Annotated in this window: 9 protein-coding genes; 7 read left to right on the plus strand and 2 right to left on the minus strand. The window is 60.8% G+C overall.

All coding sequences use genetic code 11. The features are described from left to right. Nucleotides 1–1,109: hypothetical protein (locus VHX65_07450; GenBank protein ID HEX3998367.1), on the plus strand; the 1,109-nt coding region annotated here is incomplete at its 5' end. Nucleotides 1,110–1,660: 551 nt separating this feature from the next. Here VHX65_07450 and VHX65_07455 read toward each other — a convergent pair. Then, entirely contained in the window at nt 1,661–2,038 is a 378-nt protein-coding gene (locus VHX65_07455; GenBank protein HEX3998368.1) for a hypothetical protein, read from the minus strand. Nucleotides 2,039–2,172: 134 nt separating this feature from the next. On the opposite strand from VHX65_07455, the gene VHX65_07460 reads away from it, so the two are divergent. The 6 genes from VHX65_07460 (at nt 2,173) to VHX65_07485 (ending at nt 18,442) form a co-directional block, all read left to right on the plus strand. Continuing rightward, nucleotides 2,173–3,468, plus strand: coding sequence for an alginate lyase family protein (locus VHX65_07460; GenBank protein HEX3998369.1), 1,296 nt, complete (start codon nt 2,173–2,175; stop codon nt 3,466–3,468). A gap of 255 nt (nt 3,469–3,723) precedes the next feature. Continuing rightward, the gene (locus VHX65_07465) at nt 3,724–4,221 is read left to right on the plus strand and encodes a hypothetical protein (GenBank protein HEX3998370.1); all 498 of its coding nucleotides are present in this window, start codon (nt 3,724–3,726) and stop codon (nt 4,219–4,221) included. Nucleotides 4,222–4,258: 37 nt separating this feature from the next. After that, nucleotides 4,259–4,702, plus strand: coding sequence for a hypothetical protein (locus tag VHX65_07470; GenBank protein ID HEX3998371.1), 444 nt, complete (start codon nt 4,259–4,261; stop codon nt 4,700–4,702). A 315-nt stretch (nt 4,703–5,017) separates the two neighbouring features. After that, on the plus strand, nt 5,018–10,078 hold the full coding sequence (locus VHX65_07475; protein ID HEX3998372.1) for a glycoside hydrolase family 2 TIM barrel-domain containing protein: 5,061 nt from the start codon (nt 5,018–5,020) through the stop codon (nt 10,076–10,078). A gap of 66 nt (nt 10,079–10,144) precedes the next feature. After that, on the plus strand, nt 10,145–16,822 hold the full coding sequence (locus VHX65_07480; GenBank protein HEX3998373.1) for a PQQ-binding-like beta-propeller repeat protein: 6,678 nt from the start codon (nt 10,145–10,147) through the stop codon (nt 16,820–16,822). A 459-nt stretch (nt 16,823–17,281) separates the two neighbouring features. Then, complete coding sequence (locus VHX65_07485) at nt 17,282–18,442, plus strand: carbohydrate-binding family 9-like protein (protein ID HEX3998374.1); 1,161 nt, start codon at nt 17,282–17,284, stop codon at nt 18,440–18,442. A 71-nt stretch (nt 18,443–18,513) separates the two neighbouring features. Here VHX65_07485 and VHX65_07490 read toward each other — a convergent pair whose 3' ends face one another. Continuing rightward, nucleotides 18,514–20,493: an NPCBM/NEW2 domain-containing protein gene (locus VHX65_07490; protein ID HEX3998375.1), complete on the minus strand. Its 1,980-nt coding sequence runs from the start codon at nt 20,491–20,493 to the stop codon at nt 18,514–18,516. Between the last annotated feature and the right edge of the window lie 120 nt (nt 20,494–20,613).

Consider the following 20,613-nt stretch of genomic DNA (forward strand, 5'->3'; position numbering starts at 1 on the left):
CGGCGATTTCATCGGACGGAAGCACGGTGGTGTTCACGTCGGCGTCGGGCCGTGATTTCACGATCAAACGCCTGGACAGGCAGACCGAAGTTGCGTGGCCCACCGGGCACGGCACGGCCGTCAAGCGAATTGCCTTGTCGCCGGATGGGCGAACGCTTGCATCCGTGGGCGAAGATTTGACGCTCCGCATTGCAACCATCGAAAGCCGAAAACTGATCCGAGTGGTGGAGCGGCCCAGTGGCGACGACGTACCCGGCAAAATGTGGTTCTCCCCGGACGGCACCAGGCTTTTCACGGTTGCCGCACCACACGCGATATCCATCCGAGTGTGGGGAGCCGCGGACGGCAATTCCCGCGGCGGCTCCGAATCGATACCTGCCGACCCCGACGCCCGTTTGATCGCCGTCTCCATGAACGCCCGGTTATACGCAACGAGGCTCGACTTCTCGGTGGATGTCGTTGACGCTAAGACGGGGGCAAGCATCGTGGGACTGGTGGGCAACACAGGTGCGATCTCCGCGCTATCGCTCTCCCCGGATGGCAAATTTGCCGCATCTGCGAACCCTTATTTCTCTGCGCAGTTACGTGTGTGGAACGTGGCAACGAACAGGCAAATCTGGAGCACACCGTTAGGTGCCTTGTCGCTCGCATTTGCGCCTGATGGACTGATGCTTGCCGCAAAGGACGGGCAGGGACATCTGAAATTTTTCGAGACGACGCGGGCCGCGAAATGCATCCGTTGGAAAACGCCGGGGGCCCGATTGGCCCGTTCGCATTCGCGCCGCGTAGCAAACGCCTCGCCACGGTCGTGCGCTCCGAACTCGTGCTCTGGGACATATGCAACGGTAATCGCGTTTGGTCGAAGGATCTGTCGGACACTGGCTTCAAGCACTTGGCGTTCGCACCTGACGAATCTGCGATCGTATTGTTCGGCACCAAGTGGTTATCAGCTGACGTCGGCGCGTCTGGTGGGGATCGGGGACAGCGAGGTGCCGGATTCGAGTGGGCTGGCCCGTTTTTCAGCGGGATCGGAAGGAGCGAATTCTGGATACAAGTGTGCGCCGGCAGCGATGGTTCGCTCAGACGCAGGGTTGGATGCGATGCGCTGAAATGGATCGGGTTCTCGGGCGACGGCACGCGGTTGTTCGGCGTCGGGACAACGGTCACTGGATGGCAATTCCCGACCGTCGCGTCTCCTGAGACGAGGCAGTTGGGCACGAAGTTCAAAGCGGTCGCCGTCTCGCCGGGTGGTGGGCTTATCGCAACGACCGCCGCAAATGACAGAATTGAGCTGCGCCGGCTCGCCCCGACCGGCGCCGCGATCGCCAGCCTCGGCCGCGGGACGGGGGATCTTTCATTCTCGACAGGCGGGGAACGGCTGGCCGTAGTCGATGATAACGCAATCGTTGTCTGGGACACCCGAGCGTGGCGGGGCAAGTAACGACAGTCACTCGTTGATAATTGGGGCATAATTGATTAATTCGGTCGCGGCGAGAGCCGCTAATTCAAACGGGGATCGTTCCATGAACACGATCTCCTTCATGGGAAGAAACCGCCCCGTGCGGAGGCGGTCGTGTGTGAACAACACAACCGCCCCTGCCACACGGCTGGGGCGAAATAGAAAACGTGGATGGCGAATCGACTACAGTACCGCAGTTGGTTAGGTAAGACCGCGCACCAACTCAGCAATCGCGGCCAGCCACCGCCAGACTTCACCATCGGAGTCTTGTTCCGCCAGCAATTCTGGCGTCATGCGGGCCGCGGCAGCGCGATTGAGCCATTGCTTGGCCTGATTTCGCAACCGCCGCCGGGCTCGCGCTGAAATGGAGAGCCAATCGCGATCGGAGCCTGGAATCAGAAACCGCCTTTGAACGACCACCTCGGCGACGTCGTCGCTGCCGCCAAACTCGGTCTGGATGCCGCTGGCCTCGAAAATGGCTCGCGGGTGAAGATAGTTCTCCCTGAATCTTTTGTCGGTGACGAAGGCGCGGCATCCAAAGCGCTCGACGTCATCATCCGATCGAGCGATGCGGCTCATTGTGCCGCCATCACCGTGATTCCAACGACACGCGCGCCAATGTCGGCCGACCAAGGGCGCCCATTGACCGACGATCGATCCGCAAACTAACGTAGCGATTGGCTAAAGCGAAATTGTTGCTGGGAAGGTTGGTCATGCGTGTAATGCAGTTGGCACGACCGCCAATGGTCGCGCGCATCAAGCTGCTGATCGGCACGGTCTTGATGGGTGCTGCGCTGATGGGTGCTGCGCTGACACCCATGCCGACAGAGCCGCTACTAGCCGACCAGCCGGCCGCTCCTCGCCCAGCTCCAGCGAGCGGCTCCGCATCTGCTGCATCAGCCGGCGACAATCGCCCGTTCGTCCATCCTGGCCTGTTGCACAACGACGACGATTTTCGCCGGATGGCGGCCGCGGTGCATGTCGGGCGGGAACCGTGGATGTCGGGCTGGAACAAGCTCACGGCCAACAAGCATGCGCAGCTGTCGTATCGGCCGCGCCCCGTGGCGATCATCGTTCGCGGCCGTTCCTCGGAACCGGAGAATTATCCCGCGCTTTATAACGACATTGCCGCGGCTTATGCGTGCGCCCTGCGATGGCGAATCTCCGGCGATCGGGCGTATGCCTTCAAGGCGGTCGAAATCCTCAATGCTTGGTCTTCCACATTGACGGAGGTCCGCGGCAGCTCCGACCGTTTTCTGGCCGCCGGCATTTACGGCTACGAGTTGGCTAACGCCGGAGAAATCATGCGCACGTTTGAGGGCTGGAAGCCCGACGACTTTCACCGCTTTCAGCAGATGATGCTCCGCGTCTTTTACCCGCTGAACACGGATTTTCTGGCGCGGCACAACGGCACCGCGGTCGACCACTATTGGGCGAATTGGGACTTGTGCAACATGGCGTCGGAGATGGCCATCGGCGTGCTCTGCGACAAGCGGTCGATCTACAACGAGGCTGTCGAGTATTTCAAAAAGGGCGCCGGCAATGGCGCAATCAAGCACGCAGTGGTTTGCCTTCATCCAGGCGGTCTCGGCCAGTGGCAGGAAGCGGGGCGCGACCAAGGCCACTCGACGATGGGCATCGGACTGATGGGCACCCTTTGCGAAATGGCATGGAAGCAAGGGGACGATCTCTACGGCTACGACGACAATCGCTTTCTCGCAGGCTGCGAATACGTGGCGAAATACAATCTCGGAGAGAACGTGCCGTTCCAAGCGGTGCTCGTCTCTAAAAAGCACTACACGGCCGTTAGCCCGACTGCCCGCGGCATCGTTCGCCCCGTGTGGGCATTGGTTTATAACCACTACGTGAAGCGCGAGGGTCGATCGGCGCCGTATACGACGAAGATGATGCAGCATGTGGCGCCGGAAGGAGGCGGCGGAGATTACGGGCCCAACAGCGGCAGCTTCGATCAACTCGGCTACGGCACGTTGACATGCACGTTGCCCTAATCCAGCCATACCGGTCGCTCGAAAGATCCCTACCTGAAACGTGTGCTGGCGGCGGCGCTTCGGAGTCGCCGCATTGTGCCGCATACGGGGCTTACCTCGGATGCCGACGACGGATGGCACCACGTTGGCACCACGGTGGCACCGCCGTTCGCACGACCAGCCGTCCACGCCACCTGGTTGTTGCGTCCTGAAGCTGTGTCGTACAATAAGCGTTCGCCGTATCAACAGCAGGTCGGGCATAGCGAAGGGTCGACAATGCCGAGCGCCATCGCTTCGCAAGCGATTCGAGCCCTGAGCCTGTTCCAGATCGCGGCCAGCTGGATCGTGGCGCTGGCCGCTCCTGCTCGGGCAGCCGATCAATCTTTCGACGTGATCGTCACGGCGACCTCGGCACGCGTCATGGCCGGCGAGAAGCCGATCGGCGAAGTTCCGACGGACACGCGGCTCACGGTCAGCCAAACCAACGGCGATTGGTATCTGATCAACCTGCCGAGCACGAACCCGCCGCAGCAGGGCTGGATTCGCAAGGGCGACGTTCGCCTGGCAACGGCGGCCGCGGCCGGCACGCAACTCACGCCCGAGGAACAGGAGCAGCTCAAGCTGCGCGACAGGCTGGACCACGAAACGGACCAACTTCGCATTGCCGAAAAGTTCGACGAAGCCATTGTCGCGGCCGAGAAAATGTCGGCCATCGAGCGGACGGTGCCGAGTGGGTTCCTTTCGGGCGTTAGCGGGTCGGTGCGTGCGGGGTGACGCGATCCTGCGGTTCGGTACGAACGAGGGGATAACGATGAATCCGTTCTCCGTTAGATCGCCGATTGGTGCGCCGAGCGGCTGGCTTCCGGCCGGTTTTGCCGCGGCGCTGCTCGGCGCGGCGTGCGGTTTCGCCGCTTTGGGTGTCGGAGGCGCATTCGGCGCGAACGGGTTGCCCGATCCGCCGAAGCGCGTTCGCCCGGCGCCGACGGCCGACCATCCGACGAACCCCGCGGTTCGCGCCCGGCTGAAGTTGGCTGGGCCGCCGGAAAAAGTCGTCGAGCTCGATTTGAGCAACGCCGATCTCAGCGATGCTGACCTCCGGCAGGCACAGCTATGGCTGCTGCATGAAGGCCTGAAGCGAACCGACGAGATGCATGGCTTGGAACTGGCCGCTGAGCCGGGCGAAGCGGTGCCGCAAGTGAACGAACTCTCCCCGCGCTTTTGGGCCGCCTTTGAATTGAGCGGCGATTGGCGCTGACTTGGCCGCCCAGCATCATGCGTCGGTCTCTCGTGTCGGAGGAGGCGGCGATTGCGGCGGCTAGCGATCGGGTTAGGTTTGATACACCCATGCTATGCATGGGCAGTCTCCGCTTGGCGACGACGATCCGCACGCAGCTTGACAAACCAGTCGTGGTTGAACAGATTCAGGAAGCGAACGAACCGACGGCAGCGAGGTTCGACGAACTGCGATTGCGTTTGACGCGTCCTTGGCGCCGCGAGTTTCCGCTCCCACCGCTTTCCCCCCTTCCAGGGCGCATTTGCGCCCTGCCGGCCTGCCCCAGGATCTCGTGCCATGAAGTGCCTTCTCGGCGTCCTGCTCTCTTTCTGGTTCGCTGGCGCGGCTTACGCTGCCGATTATGTATGGTTGGAAGGAGAGAATCCGACTTCCAAGAACTTTCCCTGCGGCCCGGCCGGCGTGGAACGGCCCCAGTTGCTCTCCGGCGAAAAGTGGCTCGCCCTAAGCCTGGATGCCGCCAGAATCGAAAAGGAGTATCCCAAAGAAGGCATCCTCCTCGGCTACAACTTTCAAGCGCCGTCGGCGGGCAACTATGAAATCTGGAACCGGGTCGGCATGGAGTCGTCGCGGACCACGTTTGATTGGCGGATCGATCGCGGCGCATGGCAAACCGTCGGATCGCAAGAACTGAGCAGCGACTTGACGGAAGTCGGATTTTGGAACGACGTCGGTTGGCTTGAGATGGGTCGGGATGAGTTATCGGCGGGCAAACATTCGCTCGAAATCCGGCTGACGCCGAGCTTCAAGGAGGACGGCCGCAAGAAGGTCGCCGACAAGATTCTTTACTACTCCGACGCAATTTGCATTTCAAAGGGCCCTTTTCGGCCGAACGGCAAATTCAAGCCGGACGACGACTGGCAAACGGAATCCGACAAGGAGGCAGCGCGGCACGTGTTCAAGCTCGCTTCCGCTGCATCGGCGGCAGGCGAACGCGTCGATCTACCACTCGATGGCCTCTGGCAAGTGTGCCGCTTCGACGAGCAACAGATCGTCGATCGGGCCGGACCGACGAAAAATCTTCCCGACATGGCCACGGCCCGTTGGATGTCGATTCCCGTGCCGGGCAATAAGTTCGAGGTGCGGCCCGAATTGCGGTTTTGCCATCGTTTTGTTTACCGCACGCGCGTCGACGTTCCGGCCGACTTGAAGCGACGCTCGTTCGTCTTGCGGTTTCCATCCCAGAGCCTGATCAGCAGTGTCATTGTGAATGGAGAGTTTTGCGGTTGGACGAAGGCCCCGTTTGCCACATGGAACTGCGACATTACTCGTGCCGTCCGGCCGGGCCAGATCAATGAAATTGCCGTTGCCGTCAAAGATTCGTACTACGCCTTCAGCGAAAAAAAGGCCGGCAAAAACCCTCGCCTGTTGTTCAACGAGCCCGTGGCCTGGATGGGCGCGCAGAACTGGGTCAACCAGTATTTTGATTTCCCGATCGGGAGCGCCGACTACGGCGGGAAGTCGGGCATCTTAGCCACGCCTCGTCTGATCGTCGCCGGCGAAGTGTATGCCGCCGACGTGTTTGCAAAGCCGTCGGTTCGCAAGAAACAACTCGGCTTGGAGTTGACGCTGGTCAATAATTCGTCGGAGGACCGCACGGTCGATATTGCAAACGTTGCCCGATTGCTTGCCGGCGAACATTCGACGAAGTCGTTTCCAATCCACACGGTCACGATTCCTGCCGGGCGGGAACAGGTCGTCGAGATCGACGAACCGTGGGCAGATCCGCGATTGTGGTGGCCGGATGATCCGGCGATTTACGCCTTGACCACCCGCATCGAAATTCGCGGCCGGGCCATCGACGTTCGGCGAACCAACTTCGGCTTTCGCGAATGGCAGTGGAGCGGCCAGCAGTTCAAGCTCAACGGGGTGCCGTGGCAGCTTTGGGCGGATTGCACCCTCAGCGATGGCGGAAAGAATCCGGAGGGGGCCATCGCCGTGTGGAAATCGCACGGCCAGAACACGTGGCGATTCTGGGGCCGGCAATTCGGCGGCCTCGACGAGCAACAAGCGCTCGATCTCATGGACCAACGCGGCATCATCGTTCGCCGCAGCGGCATCTTCGACGGCGAGGGGGCCAACTATCTCCATCAACTGGCCAACGGCACGGAACTGTTCGACAACTGGATCGACCAGCTTAAGGCAATGGTCAAAGAGGAACGCAATCACCCGTCGATTCTCATCTGGTCGATCGAAAACGAGATCACGTTCATCAATTCCCGCAACCTCGGCTTGCAGCAACAAGTCGAGCCGCAGATCGAGCGAGGCGCCCGAGCAGTGATGGCGCTCGATCCGACCCGTCCGGCAATGACCGACGGCGGCAATTGCCTCGTGGATGAATCGCTGCCGGTCAACGGCGTCCACTATCAGGAGAGCTTCTGGCGCGACTATCCCGACGAAGCATACACCTTGGCAAAGGCCACCATCGCGCATGAAAGGCCCGTGATTGCCTGGGGCAAAGTGCTGTGGCGGCTTGTGCCGGATCGCCCGATTTTCATGGGCGAGTCGTATTTCGTGCGCGGCAATACGCCCGGGGCGTTCAGTCAGTTCGGCGGGGAAGGTTGCTTCGCAGGCTGGGGACCAGCGACGCAACAAGGCGCCGGTCTGTTGGCGAAGATGCTCGCCGAGGGCTACCGCTGGCACGGCGTCGCGGCGCAGCATTTTTGGTTCGGCGCCGACGAAGCCTCGCTCCACTACAACTCTTGGAAGCCGGTGTGCGTGCTCTGTCGCGAATGGAACTGGACATTCGGCGGCGGCAACACCGTTTCCCGCACCCTCAAAGTGTTCAATGACACGCATTACAGCGATCCGATCGAAATGGACTGGGAATTGCGTCTCGACGGAAAACGTGCGGCCGGCGAGACGAAGATATTCAAGCTCGAGCCGGGACAGCATCAAGAAGAGACGATCGCGGTCGCCATTCCCAAGCTGGCCCATCGAACGGCAGGCGAATTCGTGCTCACTTGCCGCCGCAAAGGGGAACAAGTTTTCCGCGAGGTGAAAACCGTGGCTGTGCTGGTTCCCGACGAGGGACCGAAGCCGGCGATCGCTGCCCAAGATTTGGTCGTGATCGATCCCTCGGGTACGGCAAAGGCGCGGCTGCGAAACCGCGGCATCGCATTCACGGAAGCCCAGGGAATTGCCGACGTGCCCGACCACGCGCGTGTGGTGCTGGTCGGCCACGATGCAATTTCTGCGCGCGATGCGACCGACCCGCGTTGGCTTGCTCTCGCGGCGCGCGGAGTCCGGCTGCTTGTGCTCGAACAGGAACATCCGCTTCGGTTCCAAGCGCTGCCCGCCGATCTGACGCCGACCGACTATGTGGGCCGCATCGCGTTCATGGAAAATCCCGAGCATCCCGCGTTCGCCGGTTTGGCGCCGGCCGACTTCATGACATGGTCTGGCGATCATGTGGTTTATCGGAATGTCTACAAGAAGGCCAGTCGCGGCGCCGTGTCACTGGCTCATTGCGATGAGCAGCTTGGTTTCTCGGCAATCGCCGAATGCCCGGTGAATGCGGGGCTGATGGTGCTGTGCCAAATGGTGGTGGGCGAGAAGCTGGCCACGGATCCGGTTGCTCAGCGCTTGTTCGACAACCTGTTGGCGTATTGCGACGGCTACCGGCTCGTGGAGAAAAGCACCGCCGTGGCGATGGAACCGAAAAGTCCGGCCGCGAAAATGTTGGCCGATTCGGGCCTGAAGTTCGATCTCGCCGACGATCCGCTTGCCGCGATGGCCGACGGCAAGCATCAAATCGTCGTCTTTGATGCCACGCCGAAGCATCTCGAGTCGCTGGCGGCGGCGGCCGACCGTGTGCGTGATTTCACGACTCGAGGCGGTTGGCTGATGGCCTGGGGCCTGACGCCCGACGGGCTCGCGGGCTTCAACCGGCTTGTGGGCGTCAAGCATTTGATCCGACCCTTTGAATTGGAACGCGTCAATCTGCCGGCGGTCCGCGATTCGATTTTGTCGGGTGTTACGTCCCGCGATGTGACGATGGAATCGGGCGAACAGATGTTTCCTTGGGCCGGCGACAAATACCTGGTCGACGACGAATTCACGAACATCGTCGATTTGGACGACATCGCTCCCTTCTGCGAAATCCCCGGAGAGAAGGCCGGGGACTTGGCGGCCGCTCGCGCCGCCGGACCCGGCTGGGCTCGCAACGCCGTCAACGGCTTTACCAGTGCCGATAGTTGGAAATTGATCCACTACATGGACACGAAGAATCCATCGATCATGTTGAACCTCCCTCGCGAGGAAACGATCAAACAGTTGCGTATCGTGCTCAACATTCACTATGCGGTGGCCACCAAGCTGCACCTGTTGTTTGACGACGATCCACGGCCGGTCGTGCTGGCGACAAAGCCGACCGCCGAACTGCAGGAGTTCTCGATCGAGCCGCGGAAGTGCCGCCGGCTTGTCGTGCGGTTGGCCGAATTCAACAAAGCGGAAAAGGTCACCGGCATCGACAACCTATGGCTTCGCGTCGAGCGGCCATCGGATTGGCCGCGGCGCGTGCGGCCGCTGTTGAATATCGGCGGCTTGATCAAATATCCAATGGGGCAAGGCGGGATCGTACTCAATCAACTGCGAATCAAGCCATCGGAGGCGGTGCCGGTCAATGCCGAGAAAAAGCAAGCCATCGTGGTCACGCTGCTGCGCAACCTGCACGCAAAATTCGCCGGCGGCCGCATCCTCACCACCGCCAATCTGAAGTTCAATCCGCTCCCGCTGGAAGAGCAATGCAATCAATATCTCACCAAAGATCGCGGCTGGTTTGAGGGCGGGCGCGACATCGCGCATCTTGCCGTCGGAAAGCAGGAGTTTTGCGGAGTGTCGTACCTGATCCGCGACTTTCGCACCTCGCCCGCGCCGGCGTGCGTGATGTTGGCTGGCCCAGGCACCCGCGGACAGCTTCCGCAGCTCGTTCGCGGACTTAAGGCCGATTGCAAGGCCGATGTGCTGTATTTCCTGCACACATTCAATCGCACGGCCGATTGGCATCGTGATCGCCCGGATCAGCCGGCGCCGATGCTTTTCAAATACGTCGTCCACTACAGCGACGGCACGACGGCCGACGTGCCGGTGAGATACGGCGAGGGGGCCGATCACTGGATTTCGCGCGAGCCGACGGGCCTCAGCGCCGCCGCAATCGCGTGGGCGGCGCCGTTTCCCGGCGACAAGTCGGGCGAGCAGGCCGTGGTGTATCAGTTCGCCTGGGCCAATCCCCATCCGCAATCGACAATTTCGAGCATCGATCTTTCGTATGGCCCAGAGGGCAGCCGCTTCGGCGCGCCCGCCTTGCTCGCAATAACCGCCGCTACGGAAGTTAAGTGACCGCTTGGAGCCGACGATCTTTGCGGCGCCCCCCTGTTTTGATCTCGACGATTGAGGAGAGGTTTCGTGAGCTTGCCTGCATCATCCCGTCGTCTCGCTTGGGCCGCTACTTTCTGCCTGATCTTGCTGCTACCCGCCGTTGCGGCAGCCGAAGAGAAATTCGTGCAGTTGGAGCCGATGCAGGCGCGATTCGGCATTGCCGTGGATGCCGAGGGAAAACGCATCACACTCATCGGCAACGACTACCTCGTCTTCGATGCGAACGGGCATCAGCAGAAAACGCTCGGCATTTTTCATTGGGGCACCGGCATCATCAGGTTGGTGCCGCTGGCAGATGGCAGAGCGATTAGCTGCACAAGAGGTCTAAGGCCGAGCGTCGACATGCTCCGCCCCGACGGTTCGACGCAATCGAATCTCGTTTCCGGTGGAGGGGATGATAAATCGCTGCATGGCGATATCAATTGGTCGAGCCCGCACGATATGGCTGTCGACGTAAAGGAGGGCCGCATTTTCGTCGTCGAGGAAACCCATCCCGACAATTCGGGCGGCGGCAAAACACCCGACCCTCAATGGGCGCGCGTGGGGATGTGGGATTTCGCTGGAAAATATCTCGGTGATATTTATCGCTACGACGCCAAATCGCCCCGCGCCGCGCAGGAGGACGATAAGCGTGCGGATCTCGTCAATATGGCCGTCGATCCGCAGCGCCAGCGCGTGTTTCTGACATGCGCGGATAACGCTCACAAGAAGGGCGTGTCGCTACTGGCATTCGACTATTCGGGGCGTCTGTTGGGGCAGGCTCCGGTCCTCAATTTTGCGAACGATAACGGCAGCATGGCCGTTTTGAACAACGGCAATGTGATTTATTCCTATGGCGGAGATAAGCAGATCCACGTTCTTTCACCGGACCTGAAGCCGCTGCCGCCAATCGCATTCCCCGCCAAAGCGATGCGGAAAGACGGCTACGGCCCGGGCGTTCGACAATTCGCCGTCGATGGCGCAGGCCGGCTCTACGCAAGCGTTGCCGCGCCGGAGATCGTCTTCATCCGCTGGTCGCCCGATTTCCAATCCGGCGACGTCTTCTCGATCAAACATCTCCAGATCGACGCATCCTTTCCTGAGACGGCCGAGGCGGGCAAACCATTTTCGATCGCTGCCGACGCAAGCGGCGACCCAAAACCGAGCGGAAACGATTGGACCGTGCTGGCCCGGCCGTGCGATGGCCATGATCTCGACTGGCGGCATCTGGCCGCCCGATACAACGGCAAGGAATTGAGTGTCGAAGCGCCGGCCGCTTTTTCTGGCTTCTACGATGTGGTCGTCCGCTACGGCAAAGGCGAAATCGCTCGCACCAATCGCGAGAACGATCCATTCGTGCAACGGCGCCTCTTGTTCGTCCCGCAGCATGCCGCAGGCTCGGTCGCGGCATTCACTCCCAACGGACGCCGCGCTTTTCGCCAAGGAGAAACCATTCCTTTGCAAATCGTCTGCCGCGGCGCAAAGAATGGCGATCGGAGGGTCGCACTGCGCCTGATCGACGGCAAGGGCGCGGAAATCAAAATTGCCCAGGTCAAAGTCGCGCAATCGGACACCGAGGCGAAACCGGCAAACGCGCATGCCGATCGCCTGAGGGCCGTGGAAATGCCCGCGCCGTTCACGCGGCGATTGCTTCCAGGCACCTACACTCTCGCGCCGCAGTCCGACGGCCTGGCAAGCTATCCTTTGCAACTCGATATTGCCGCCGGCTATGCCGATTCTCCGATGCAGCGCATCCTCTACCACGAATACGGCTTTTCCGCCGTGGCCGGCGCAAGGAGTTATCAGGATACGCCGGAGCGGATGAACTATCTGCGCGACTACGTCAAGGCAGTTCACGATTGGGGCTTCACGCGCGAGACCGATCGCATGGCGGAATCGAAGAAAGGGCAACTCGACGCCTGGCGACGCGACGCACACGGAAACATGAACGATCCATCGCTCGCGCCGCCGGAATACTACGACGTTCTGCCGCAAGGCGGCACGCCCGAAAACGATTACTATCTCGACCGGGCCGTCGCCGCCGGAATCGTTCACGACAGCCATCTTTCCCACCATTGCGAAGCGCTTCGCTTCCGCGACTTCTGGCTGAACCGCTACGACACCGATCTGCAGCGCTTCGTGCAATGGGCTGGGCGGTATCCATCTCATCTCGGCCTGAACTATCACGACGAAGACTTTTGGGGCGATTGGGACAGCTCTTGGACGAGCGATGACAAAGCGTGGCTGGACAATGCCGCGCAAAGGCTTGGTTCGAAAAATGCCGCTTGGGTCGCCGCCTTGCGAACGATGTACGACAGCTACAACGCCGCGGTCCATGCCGCCAATCCAAATTCGCACGTGACCTGCACTCCCATGTGGCAAGGCGGACTCGACGACGGAACCTATCCGCCGCAGAATTTCAAGAACATGTCGGAATCGTTCACGCACTATCTCACCGAGGGCGTGCAGCAGCCGTGGTATGTGCTCCATTCGCTGGAATCGTTCCGCCGGCCAAACCTGCCGCTGATGGGCGTGGTCGACGATGCCCATAACGGCGCGGGCGGCGAAATCGTCATGAAAAACGAAATGCTTTCGCTTTGCCGCGGGGTGCAAGGCGTGGGCATCTCCTTCACCGCGCCGCTGGACGCCCCGGGCTCGAATAACGATGCCCGAGGGGCCGATGTCTACCGCACGATCAATCGGCTGGCAAAGTGGTATGGCCCGATCTTCGCCGAAACCACGCCCGTGAATGAAGCGGCGGTGCTCTATTCCACTACGCAAGCCGGCACCGAGAGGAATCAAAGTTGGGATGGCCACCACTGGGGATCCGTCTATGGCACGCTCGGTGCTCTGATGATGGCCGGCGTTCAGGCGAATATCGTCTACGAAGAAGATGCGATGGCGGGCTGGCTGCTTGCCGACGGGCGGCCGCGTTATCCAATGCTCTTTCTCGTGGACCAAAAAGCCGAGTTGCCCCCAGCGGTCCGGCATGCGATCGATGCTTTCGTGAGCGCCGGCGGCCGGGTGTTCGTCGATTCGGACAGCTCCGATTTTCCGCATGCGACTCGGCTCTCTTTTCCGTGCTTTATTCCGGCGGGTGCAGGATTCGCAAACGATTCGTGCTACGTCACCATGTCGCCGAAGTTCGAGTCGCTGGCGGCCAAGCTGAAACAGGCCGTCGCGCGGTTCCGGAAATTTCCCCTCGACACCGACGATCCGTGGATCGAACGCGGCTTGTTCGATGGAGCAGGGATCCGCTATATCGCCCTGGCAGCCGAAACCCGCCCGTTCCCCTGGTACGGCGGAATGACCTACGATTTCTCCGCGAATTACACGCGCATCGTGCAGCCGCGCACGGTTGATCTCGCATTTCCTGCCCAAGCGGCGAGCGACGCCGGCGGAGGCAAGCCCACGCTCTATGACGTGTTCGATCACGAAATCGTGCAACCGGAAACAGAAGGCGACAAACTTCACCTGAACGTAAACCTGCGGCAGTTTTCCGGCCGATTGTATGCAATCGCGCCGCGGCCGCTTGCGGCGCCCCTGGTGCAGCCGATTCTGCATGGCGACCGGCTGAATCTAAACGTGCGGCTGATGGACCAATCGGGCCCATTGGCAGCGCAAGCGCCGCTACGAATTCGGATTTATAACGAGCGTTCGCGAGCGGTCGACGAATATCGCGGCACGTCGCGCGACGGCACGTTCCACGAGGCCATCTATGTTCCTGCCGGAAATTGGACGCTGACGGTAACCGAGTTGCTTGGCGGCCGAGCCGCCAGCGGCGCATTCACGGTCCGCGAGCCGCTAGCGGAGATGATCGTCGCTCGGCCGGATGTCGAAACATTCCGGGCAAGCCAATTGACAAGCCTGCTCGCTGGCGCGAAATCGGACCGCATCACGCTTTTGCTTCCGTCGAAAGAGCTGCTAAGCGAAAAGCAAGTGGCCGCGCTCTCGGCCGCGCTCGAATCCCGCGGCATTGCGTTGGCTGTCAATTCCCCGCTCGATAAACCGCTGCCGAGTGAACCCCAACGAGGCCTGTTTCTCACGGCTGGAATTGCCGGGAGCAACATGGGGCCATTGTTGAACAATGCGCGTGACGGTGGCTTGGCGCCGCTCTTGATTTCGCGAAACGTTCCCGGCGCCGGCCGAGGGTTCATCACCCCGCTCTATGCCCCGCGTGGGTACGGCGAAAATGCCATCGCCCTTGTCGGAGGCGACGCTGCGGGACTGGGTAAGACAGTCGATGCGTTTTGCGAACAACTCGCGAAAGAAGATTTTGCAGCGCCGGAAGCCATACGGGATTCTGATAAAATTCCCGAGCCCGGGGTTGTGATCAACTGCGAGCCGGATGCCAAGGCGGCGTCGTTGCCCCGGCTCGCCGATATGGTCGGTCCGCGTTTGAGCCGCATCGCGACTTCGAACAACAGTCCGAATATCGCCGTGGCGGCGACGGGTTTCGGCAAGAACCTGGCGGTCGTCAAGGATCTGGGCACAAGCGGGCAGCTCGTTTTCGCGAAGCGAATCGGAGCAAGTGAGACAAACGACAGCCTGTTCGTCAGTCCCGACGGCCGTTACGCGGGCCTTTCGGCACGCGAATTGACGCGCTGCGGAGAGGCGTTTCACCTGGTTGACGCGAATGATCAATCCGAACAGATCTTCGCGGCATTTGGCGATATGGCCTCACGGCACCATCACTTCGCTGCGTCGAGCGATGGCAAGTTCGTCCTCGCGGTCGGCACCTACGGCGTCGTCTGTTGGAAGCGCGGCGCGGGCGAGTGGAAAGAAGCCTGGGCCGACGACTACTGGAAATCGTTCAACAAGCTCTCCTGGCCGATCTCCGACACGGACGAACGAATTCCGACATTTCATGCTTACATTCCCGAAGGGGCAAACTACGCGCTGGTGGTGTTCAGCGAGACCGGCGACAACGGCTGGGTGACTCCCGACCATCACTACAAGGCCTCGCTCGCGGCCTACAACTTGGCCGACGGCCGCAAGCGATGGCAATTCGACATTCCGATTCCCGATGCACAACTCTTCCCGACGCTCTACGCGAGCCCCGACGGCCGGCATCTGCTGGTCAAGATTCAAAACGGAAGTTGGAATGCCGTGTCGTACGCGTTTTACCTCCTGAATCCGGACAGCGGCGCGCAAGGCGCGTCGTGGACCAAGCAAGCCAGCCCGCAGGTGATCGCCGTGGGCAACGACGCCGGAATGATTGCCCAGCTCTTTTCCGGGCGGCAACTGGAATTGCGTGCAAACGACGGAAGCGTGAAATTCGATCAGCTTTGGAGCGGCGCGGATCCGGTAAGCCTGGTGTTTTCGAGCGACGGCAGAGAACTCTACGTCGCCGACGATGCGGACCGCCTGTCGTGCATCTCGCTCGACGGTGAATTGAAGTGGCAGGTCGCCGTGGGTGCGGTGTCGCAGCTTGCCGTCAGCGGCTCGCGGATCTATGCCGCGGGGTGGGATGGGCGGGTACGCGCGGTTTCCGCGGAAGGCAAGCTTTTGTGGACTCTCGACTGCACCCCCGGAATGGATTCGGTCGATCCACTCGGCGAGATTGTTCGAGCCGGCGAAAATAGCCGGGCCGCCGTCTGCGCAGCCGAGCGGCCCTCCACCAGCACCGCCGAAACTCCGCCGGGACAAGATCTCGTCGCCGCGGGATTGGTGAATTTCAGCGGCGAAAAGGTCGAAGGGGATGCGATCGAGGCGCTCCGGAATCGCAAGGCAACGAAGTCCGAAAAGCCGTTGGTTTCCATTAACCAACTCCGGCAAGACATGCTCACCGGTCAACAAGCCCAAATCATTCTCGAATTTGCCAAACCCACCGACGTCGGCACGCTCACGGTGCGCGAAAATCGGCATCATCCCGAGGCGTATCCGACCGATTCGTTCATCGGTGTCTGGAATGAATCGAACAAACGGTGGGAAACGGCAAAACGCGGCGTGTTTCTTCGCGGGCCGGTGAATACCTACGCATTGAACTTAAAGGGCGTAACCAAGCTGCTCTATTGTCCCTGGAACAGCTACGGACACAACTTCTACACCACACACATCGAAGTTCGTCTACCCGACGCTAAAGATGGCTACCAACAAAATTTCGATCGGCTTGCCGCCGGGCCAATTTCGGGGCAAGATTTTTGGAAAGCCGACCCGCGCGATCGCGTGGTCGCCAACCCATCCGGCGGCCAGATGTTGAAAGTGCTCAAAGGCGCCGAACGGCCGATGGCCTTCAACACCGATCCGGCATTCACCAAACAGTCGGTGTCGTTCGATTTCATGTTCAATCGCACGATCAATGATCCCACGTTTGCAGTGAGCAGCGGGGTGCGGCAACTCTTCCACGGGTTCACTCTTTGCGGGCCCGATCCCGAGCAAACGTTCCGCTTCGGCTACGAAGGGGCCAGAAATCCAAAAGAAGCGTGGATCAACAGCCTCCGCCTGGGCAATACCTCCAGCCCGAACACGATCCTTCCGCACGTCTGGTATCGGGCCGAGATCACTCTGGACCGCCAGGCGGGCTCATTCGATTTCAAGGTCACCGAGAAGGACACCGGCAAACTCTACTGGCACCCAAACCCGACGCCGTGCGGTAAATGGCGGCCCGACGGTCGCGGGATGAACGTCATCCAATTCAACGCGCAAGACCATGAGTCGGACGAGGGCGGTTTTTTTATCGACAACATCGAGCTGCGGCCGGTTAAAACGACATCCGCCAAATAATCCCGGGCAGCTTTGCTCCGGTTGCGGTAACGTCTGTCGCTCGGTACTCCGCAGCAGATGAAGATTCCATTCTTGCGAGGATCATCGAATATCACCTCGCGGCCTTGCCGCGACCAAAGTAGCAGGCACACTCCGTGTGCCGTCTGCCCCGCACTTGTGCGTGGCGCACCGCGGAGCGCCGACGGCACACGGAGTGTGCCTGCTACGATGGAGCGGTCTCGGCGCGCATTGCAAAGAATTTGAACCTTAGCAGTATGGGGAGCACGCAAACGAATAAGCAACGCGGCCTTTGGCCGCGACCAAAGTAGCAGGCACACTCCGTGTGCCGTCTGCCCCGCACTTGTGCATGGCGCACCGCGGAGCGCCGACGGCACACGGAGTGTGCCTGCTACGATGGAACAGTCTCGGCGCGCATTGCAAAGAATTTGAACCTTATCAATATAGGGAGCACGCAAACGAATGTGGAAACATGCGAAGTTCGTGATGGGCATTTTGGCTAGCGTGCTGCTCTTCGCCGCCACCGCGTTTGCGGCCGAGCCGACGGCAAAACCGCCCTCTCCGGCCGGCCAATGGGATGCGATGCGGTCGATCGTGCCGCAGCAATATCTTTGCCATTTCACGCGTGAACCGATCGCCGTCGATGGCCGAGCGCGGGAGGCGGCTTGGCGCTCGGCCCCGTGGACGGCAGATTTCGTCGATATCGAAGCCTCCGCGCGTCCACGACCGCGCTTTCGCACCCGGGCCAAAATGCTCTGGGACGAAAAGTGTTTCTACGTCTACGCCGAGCTCGATGAGCCGCATGTCTGGGCGACGATCACCAAGAGGAACGATGTCATGTTTCAGGACAACGATTTCGAAGTGTTCATCGACCCGGAAGGGACAAACCATCACTACCACGAATTCGAGATCAACGCGCTCGGCACGATTTGGGAATTGAGCCTGGACAAACCGTATCGCGACGGAGGCCCGATCCACAATCCCGACAATTTGCCCGGCCTGCGCTCGGCCGTGCACGTGCGCGGCACGCTCAACAATCCTTCGGATACAGATCAAGGCTGGTCGGTCGAAATCGCGTTTCCATGGGCAGAACTCAAGAAATTCGCTCCGCATGCGGCCAGTCCGCCACGCGAAGGCGACACCTGGCGAGTCGATTTCTCGCGCGTCGAATGGATGGCCGATATTATCGACGGCACATATCGGAAGGTTCCAAAACGGGCGGAAGACAATTGGGTTTGGTCGCCGCCGGGTATCATCAACATGCATGCGCCCGAGCGATGGGGCCGGGTGCAGTTTACACGGCTGCCGCCGCGGCAAGGCACCTTCCAACCCGATCCGACGGCGGCCGCTCGCGACCTGCTGATGGAAGTCTACTATCGGCAACACGTTTTCCACGATCAGCATAAACGCTACGCCGCGACGCTCGCCGAGCTACGATATTCTCCAGCGAACGAACCGGGTATTGCCGCCGGCTCGTTGCGAATCGAACCGAGCGCAAGCGGCTTCGTCGCAACCGTAGCCGCAAAGCTGCCCGATAGCTCGACCGTGACGCTGCACATGCGCGACGACTCGCTATTGTGGAGCGATACGGCGGCGTCGAGCAATGGCGCGGTCCACCGATGATGGCCTAAATCAACGTGCTGCAGCCAGCGCGGTGCAGGCGCGGGCGCCGGCGTAAGATCGCCGTCGCCAAATTAGGGTTGTCCGGCAGGTTTGCCGATTTTGATGAGAACCGCGCCGTGGCGAGGCACTGTCGCGGTGTAGGAGTCGGCGAATTCTCCGACGTCCTTTTGCCGCCACAGATCGCGGATCGGCTGCTTGCCGTGCGCGCCGATCTCGTCCCAGCGGACGGTTACCTCCGCCGGGTTGCTGCCGCGATTGAACAGGCCGACGGCGATCGTGCCGTCGGACAACGCTCGGGACCACACTTCGTTCGAGCCCTGCTTCGCCTTGCGGCCGGCCGGCTTGCCGAGCGGGTCTTGATCGATCGACAAGACTTCGTCGTTGCTCAACAGGGCGATCGTGAACGGATCGAGTTTCGACAGATCGCATCCCATTAGCAGCGGCGCGGAAAGAAGCGACCAAAGCGTGATATGCGTCTGCTGCTCGGTCGGAGTCAGTCGCGAAGGATGCGTGTTCCCCCAGCCGACAACGCCAACCACGAGCATGTCGGGATCGTTCCAGTGGCCCGGACCGGCATACTTTTCATGCCCATCCTGCGAGAAACCGATGTTGGCCATGCTGTTCCAGGTGTCTTGAATATCGCCCGTGGTCCGCCAGCAATTGCCCCCGACGCTTTGCCCCCAAGTCCAAACGTCTTCGTCGCCATACTGGCACATACTGTAGGCAATATCGCGGCTCGACCGATCGAGCGCGGCTCGCATGAGCGCGTAGGGAGCGCGGCGGTCTTTGCTTTGGCATGAGCACCAATCGTATTTGAGGTAATCGACGCCCCAGTCGCCGTAGGTCTTGGCGTCTTGTTCCTCGTGGCCGAAACTGGCGGGAAAATTCGCGCAAGTCGTCGGGCCGGGCGACGAATAGAGGCCGAGCTTGAGGCCTTTCGAGTGGACATAGTCGGCCAGGGCTTTCATGTCTCCGAATTTTTCGTTGCCGTGGATTTCGCCTTTGGCGTCGCGCTTGCCTTCCCAGGTGTCGTCGATATTGATGAATTGGAAGCCGTGCCTTGCCAAGCCGCTGGAGACCATGCCGTCGGCCGCCGCGCGGACTTTGGCCGCATCGACCCGGCCGCCCCAGACGTTCCAGGAGTTCCAGCCCATTGGCGGCGTTAGTGCGAGCTGATGCTCGCCGCCGACGATCGTGAGGACCGACGACGTCGCGCCAGCCGAACCTTCGACCGTCAGGCGAACGTCTGTCTTGCCGGCGGTGGCCAGCGATCCGCTGATGATCCCGGTTTTGCCATCGAGCGCGAGTCCAGCGGGAAGATTTTGGGCCGTAAAGGTCAGCGATCCGTCGCCGGTGGCTGGAATCAGGAATAGCAGCGGCCGTCCCGGCGTCGAGCCGACAATATGCGGATTGTGAATTGCCGGCTTCGATTCGTGCGGACCGCCGACCACCGGCACCGGCGGCTTCGGCAAATCGATGGTCTGCGGTTTCGCCTCGGCATCGGGCTTCAAGATCAGCACCGCGCCGGCCCAATCGGCATGGTCGTGTTCGATGCCGTCGTCGGCGTCGTCGATCCACAGACGCAATTGCTTCGCGCCGGCCAAATCGGCGGATAAGAACTTGGGCTCGTCGCCACCGTGCAAGATCGGCGTCGTCGCCACATTCTTGCCATCGACGATTACATGAAAGCGGACCGAGCCCATTCCTTTTTTATCGTCGTCGACGCCCGCAACGGCGGCAAAACGCAACGCGGAGCCGTGCAAGTCGATGAGCACGTCGCTCGAAGCGTGCGTTCCGATGCCATGCCGATAGACGACGCCGTGCAGGGAAATCGGGCCATTGCCGACCGACCGTCCGGCATGAACTTCGCCCCATTCTTGCTTCAGCTTCGAAAGGTCGAGCGAATCGAGCCAGATTCCGTCGTGCGGCGGCTTGTCGCCGCGCAACTCGGCCTCGCTCTGAGCAAAAGCGGGTGCTGCCAACAGACGACATGCCGACAAAGGCACTGCAACAGCGAACGCCACCGAAAACAGAAACATGCTGCGGATCATGGAATGCCTCTTTTTGTTCGATAAGCCCAGCCGGATCAGACTCGCACGGACAAGCATTGTTCAACCGTTGTTGAAAAATGCGTTTGTGCCGCACTGTAGCATAAATACTATCAGGCGATC

The organism is Pirellulales bacterium, from assembly GCA_036267355.1.
Classification (GTDB): domain Bacteria; phylum Planctomycetota; class Planctomycetia; order Pirellulales; family DATAWG01; genus DATAWG01.

What these genes read in the sequence shown, in the direction of transcription:
- VHX65_07455 (HEX3998368.1), bottom strand. Translation starts at nt 2,038, where the DNA reads ATGAGCCGCATCGCTCGATCGGATGATGACGTCGAGCGCTTTGGATGC.
- VHX65_07460 (HEX3998369.1), top strand. Translation starts at nt 2,173, where the DNA reads ATGCGTGTAATGCAGTTGGCACGACCGCCAATGGTCGCGCGCATCAAG.
- VHX65_07465 (HEX3998370.1), top strand. Translation starts at nt 3,724, where the DNA reads ATGCCGAGCGCCATCGCTTCGCAAGCGATTCGAGCCCTGAGCCTGTTC.
- VHX65_07470 (HEX3998371.1), top strand. Translation starts at nt 4,259, where the DNA reads ATGAATCCGTTCTCCGTTAGATCGCCGATTGGTGCGCCGAGCGGCTGG.
- VHX65_07475 (HEX3998372.1), top strand. Translation starts at nt 5,018, where the DNA reads ATGAAGTGCCTTCTCGGCGTCCTGCTCTCTTTCTGGTTCGCTGGCGCG.
- VHX65_07485 (HEX3998374.1), top strand. Translation starts at nt 17,282, where the DNA reads ATGTGGAAACATGCGAAGTTCGTGATGGGCATTTTGGCTAGCGTGCTG.
- VHX65_07490 (HEX3998375.1), bottom strand. Translation starts at nt 20,493, where the DNA reads ATGATCCGCAGCATGTTTCTGTTTTCGGTGGCGTTCGCTGTTGCAGTG.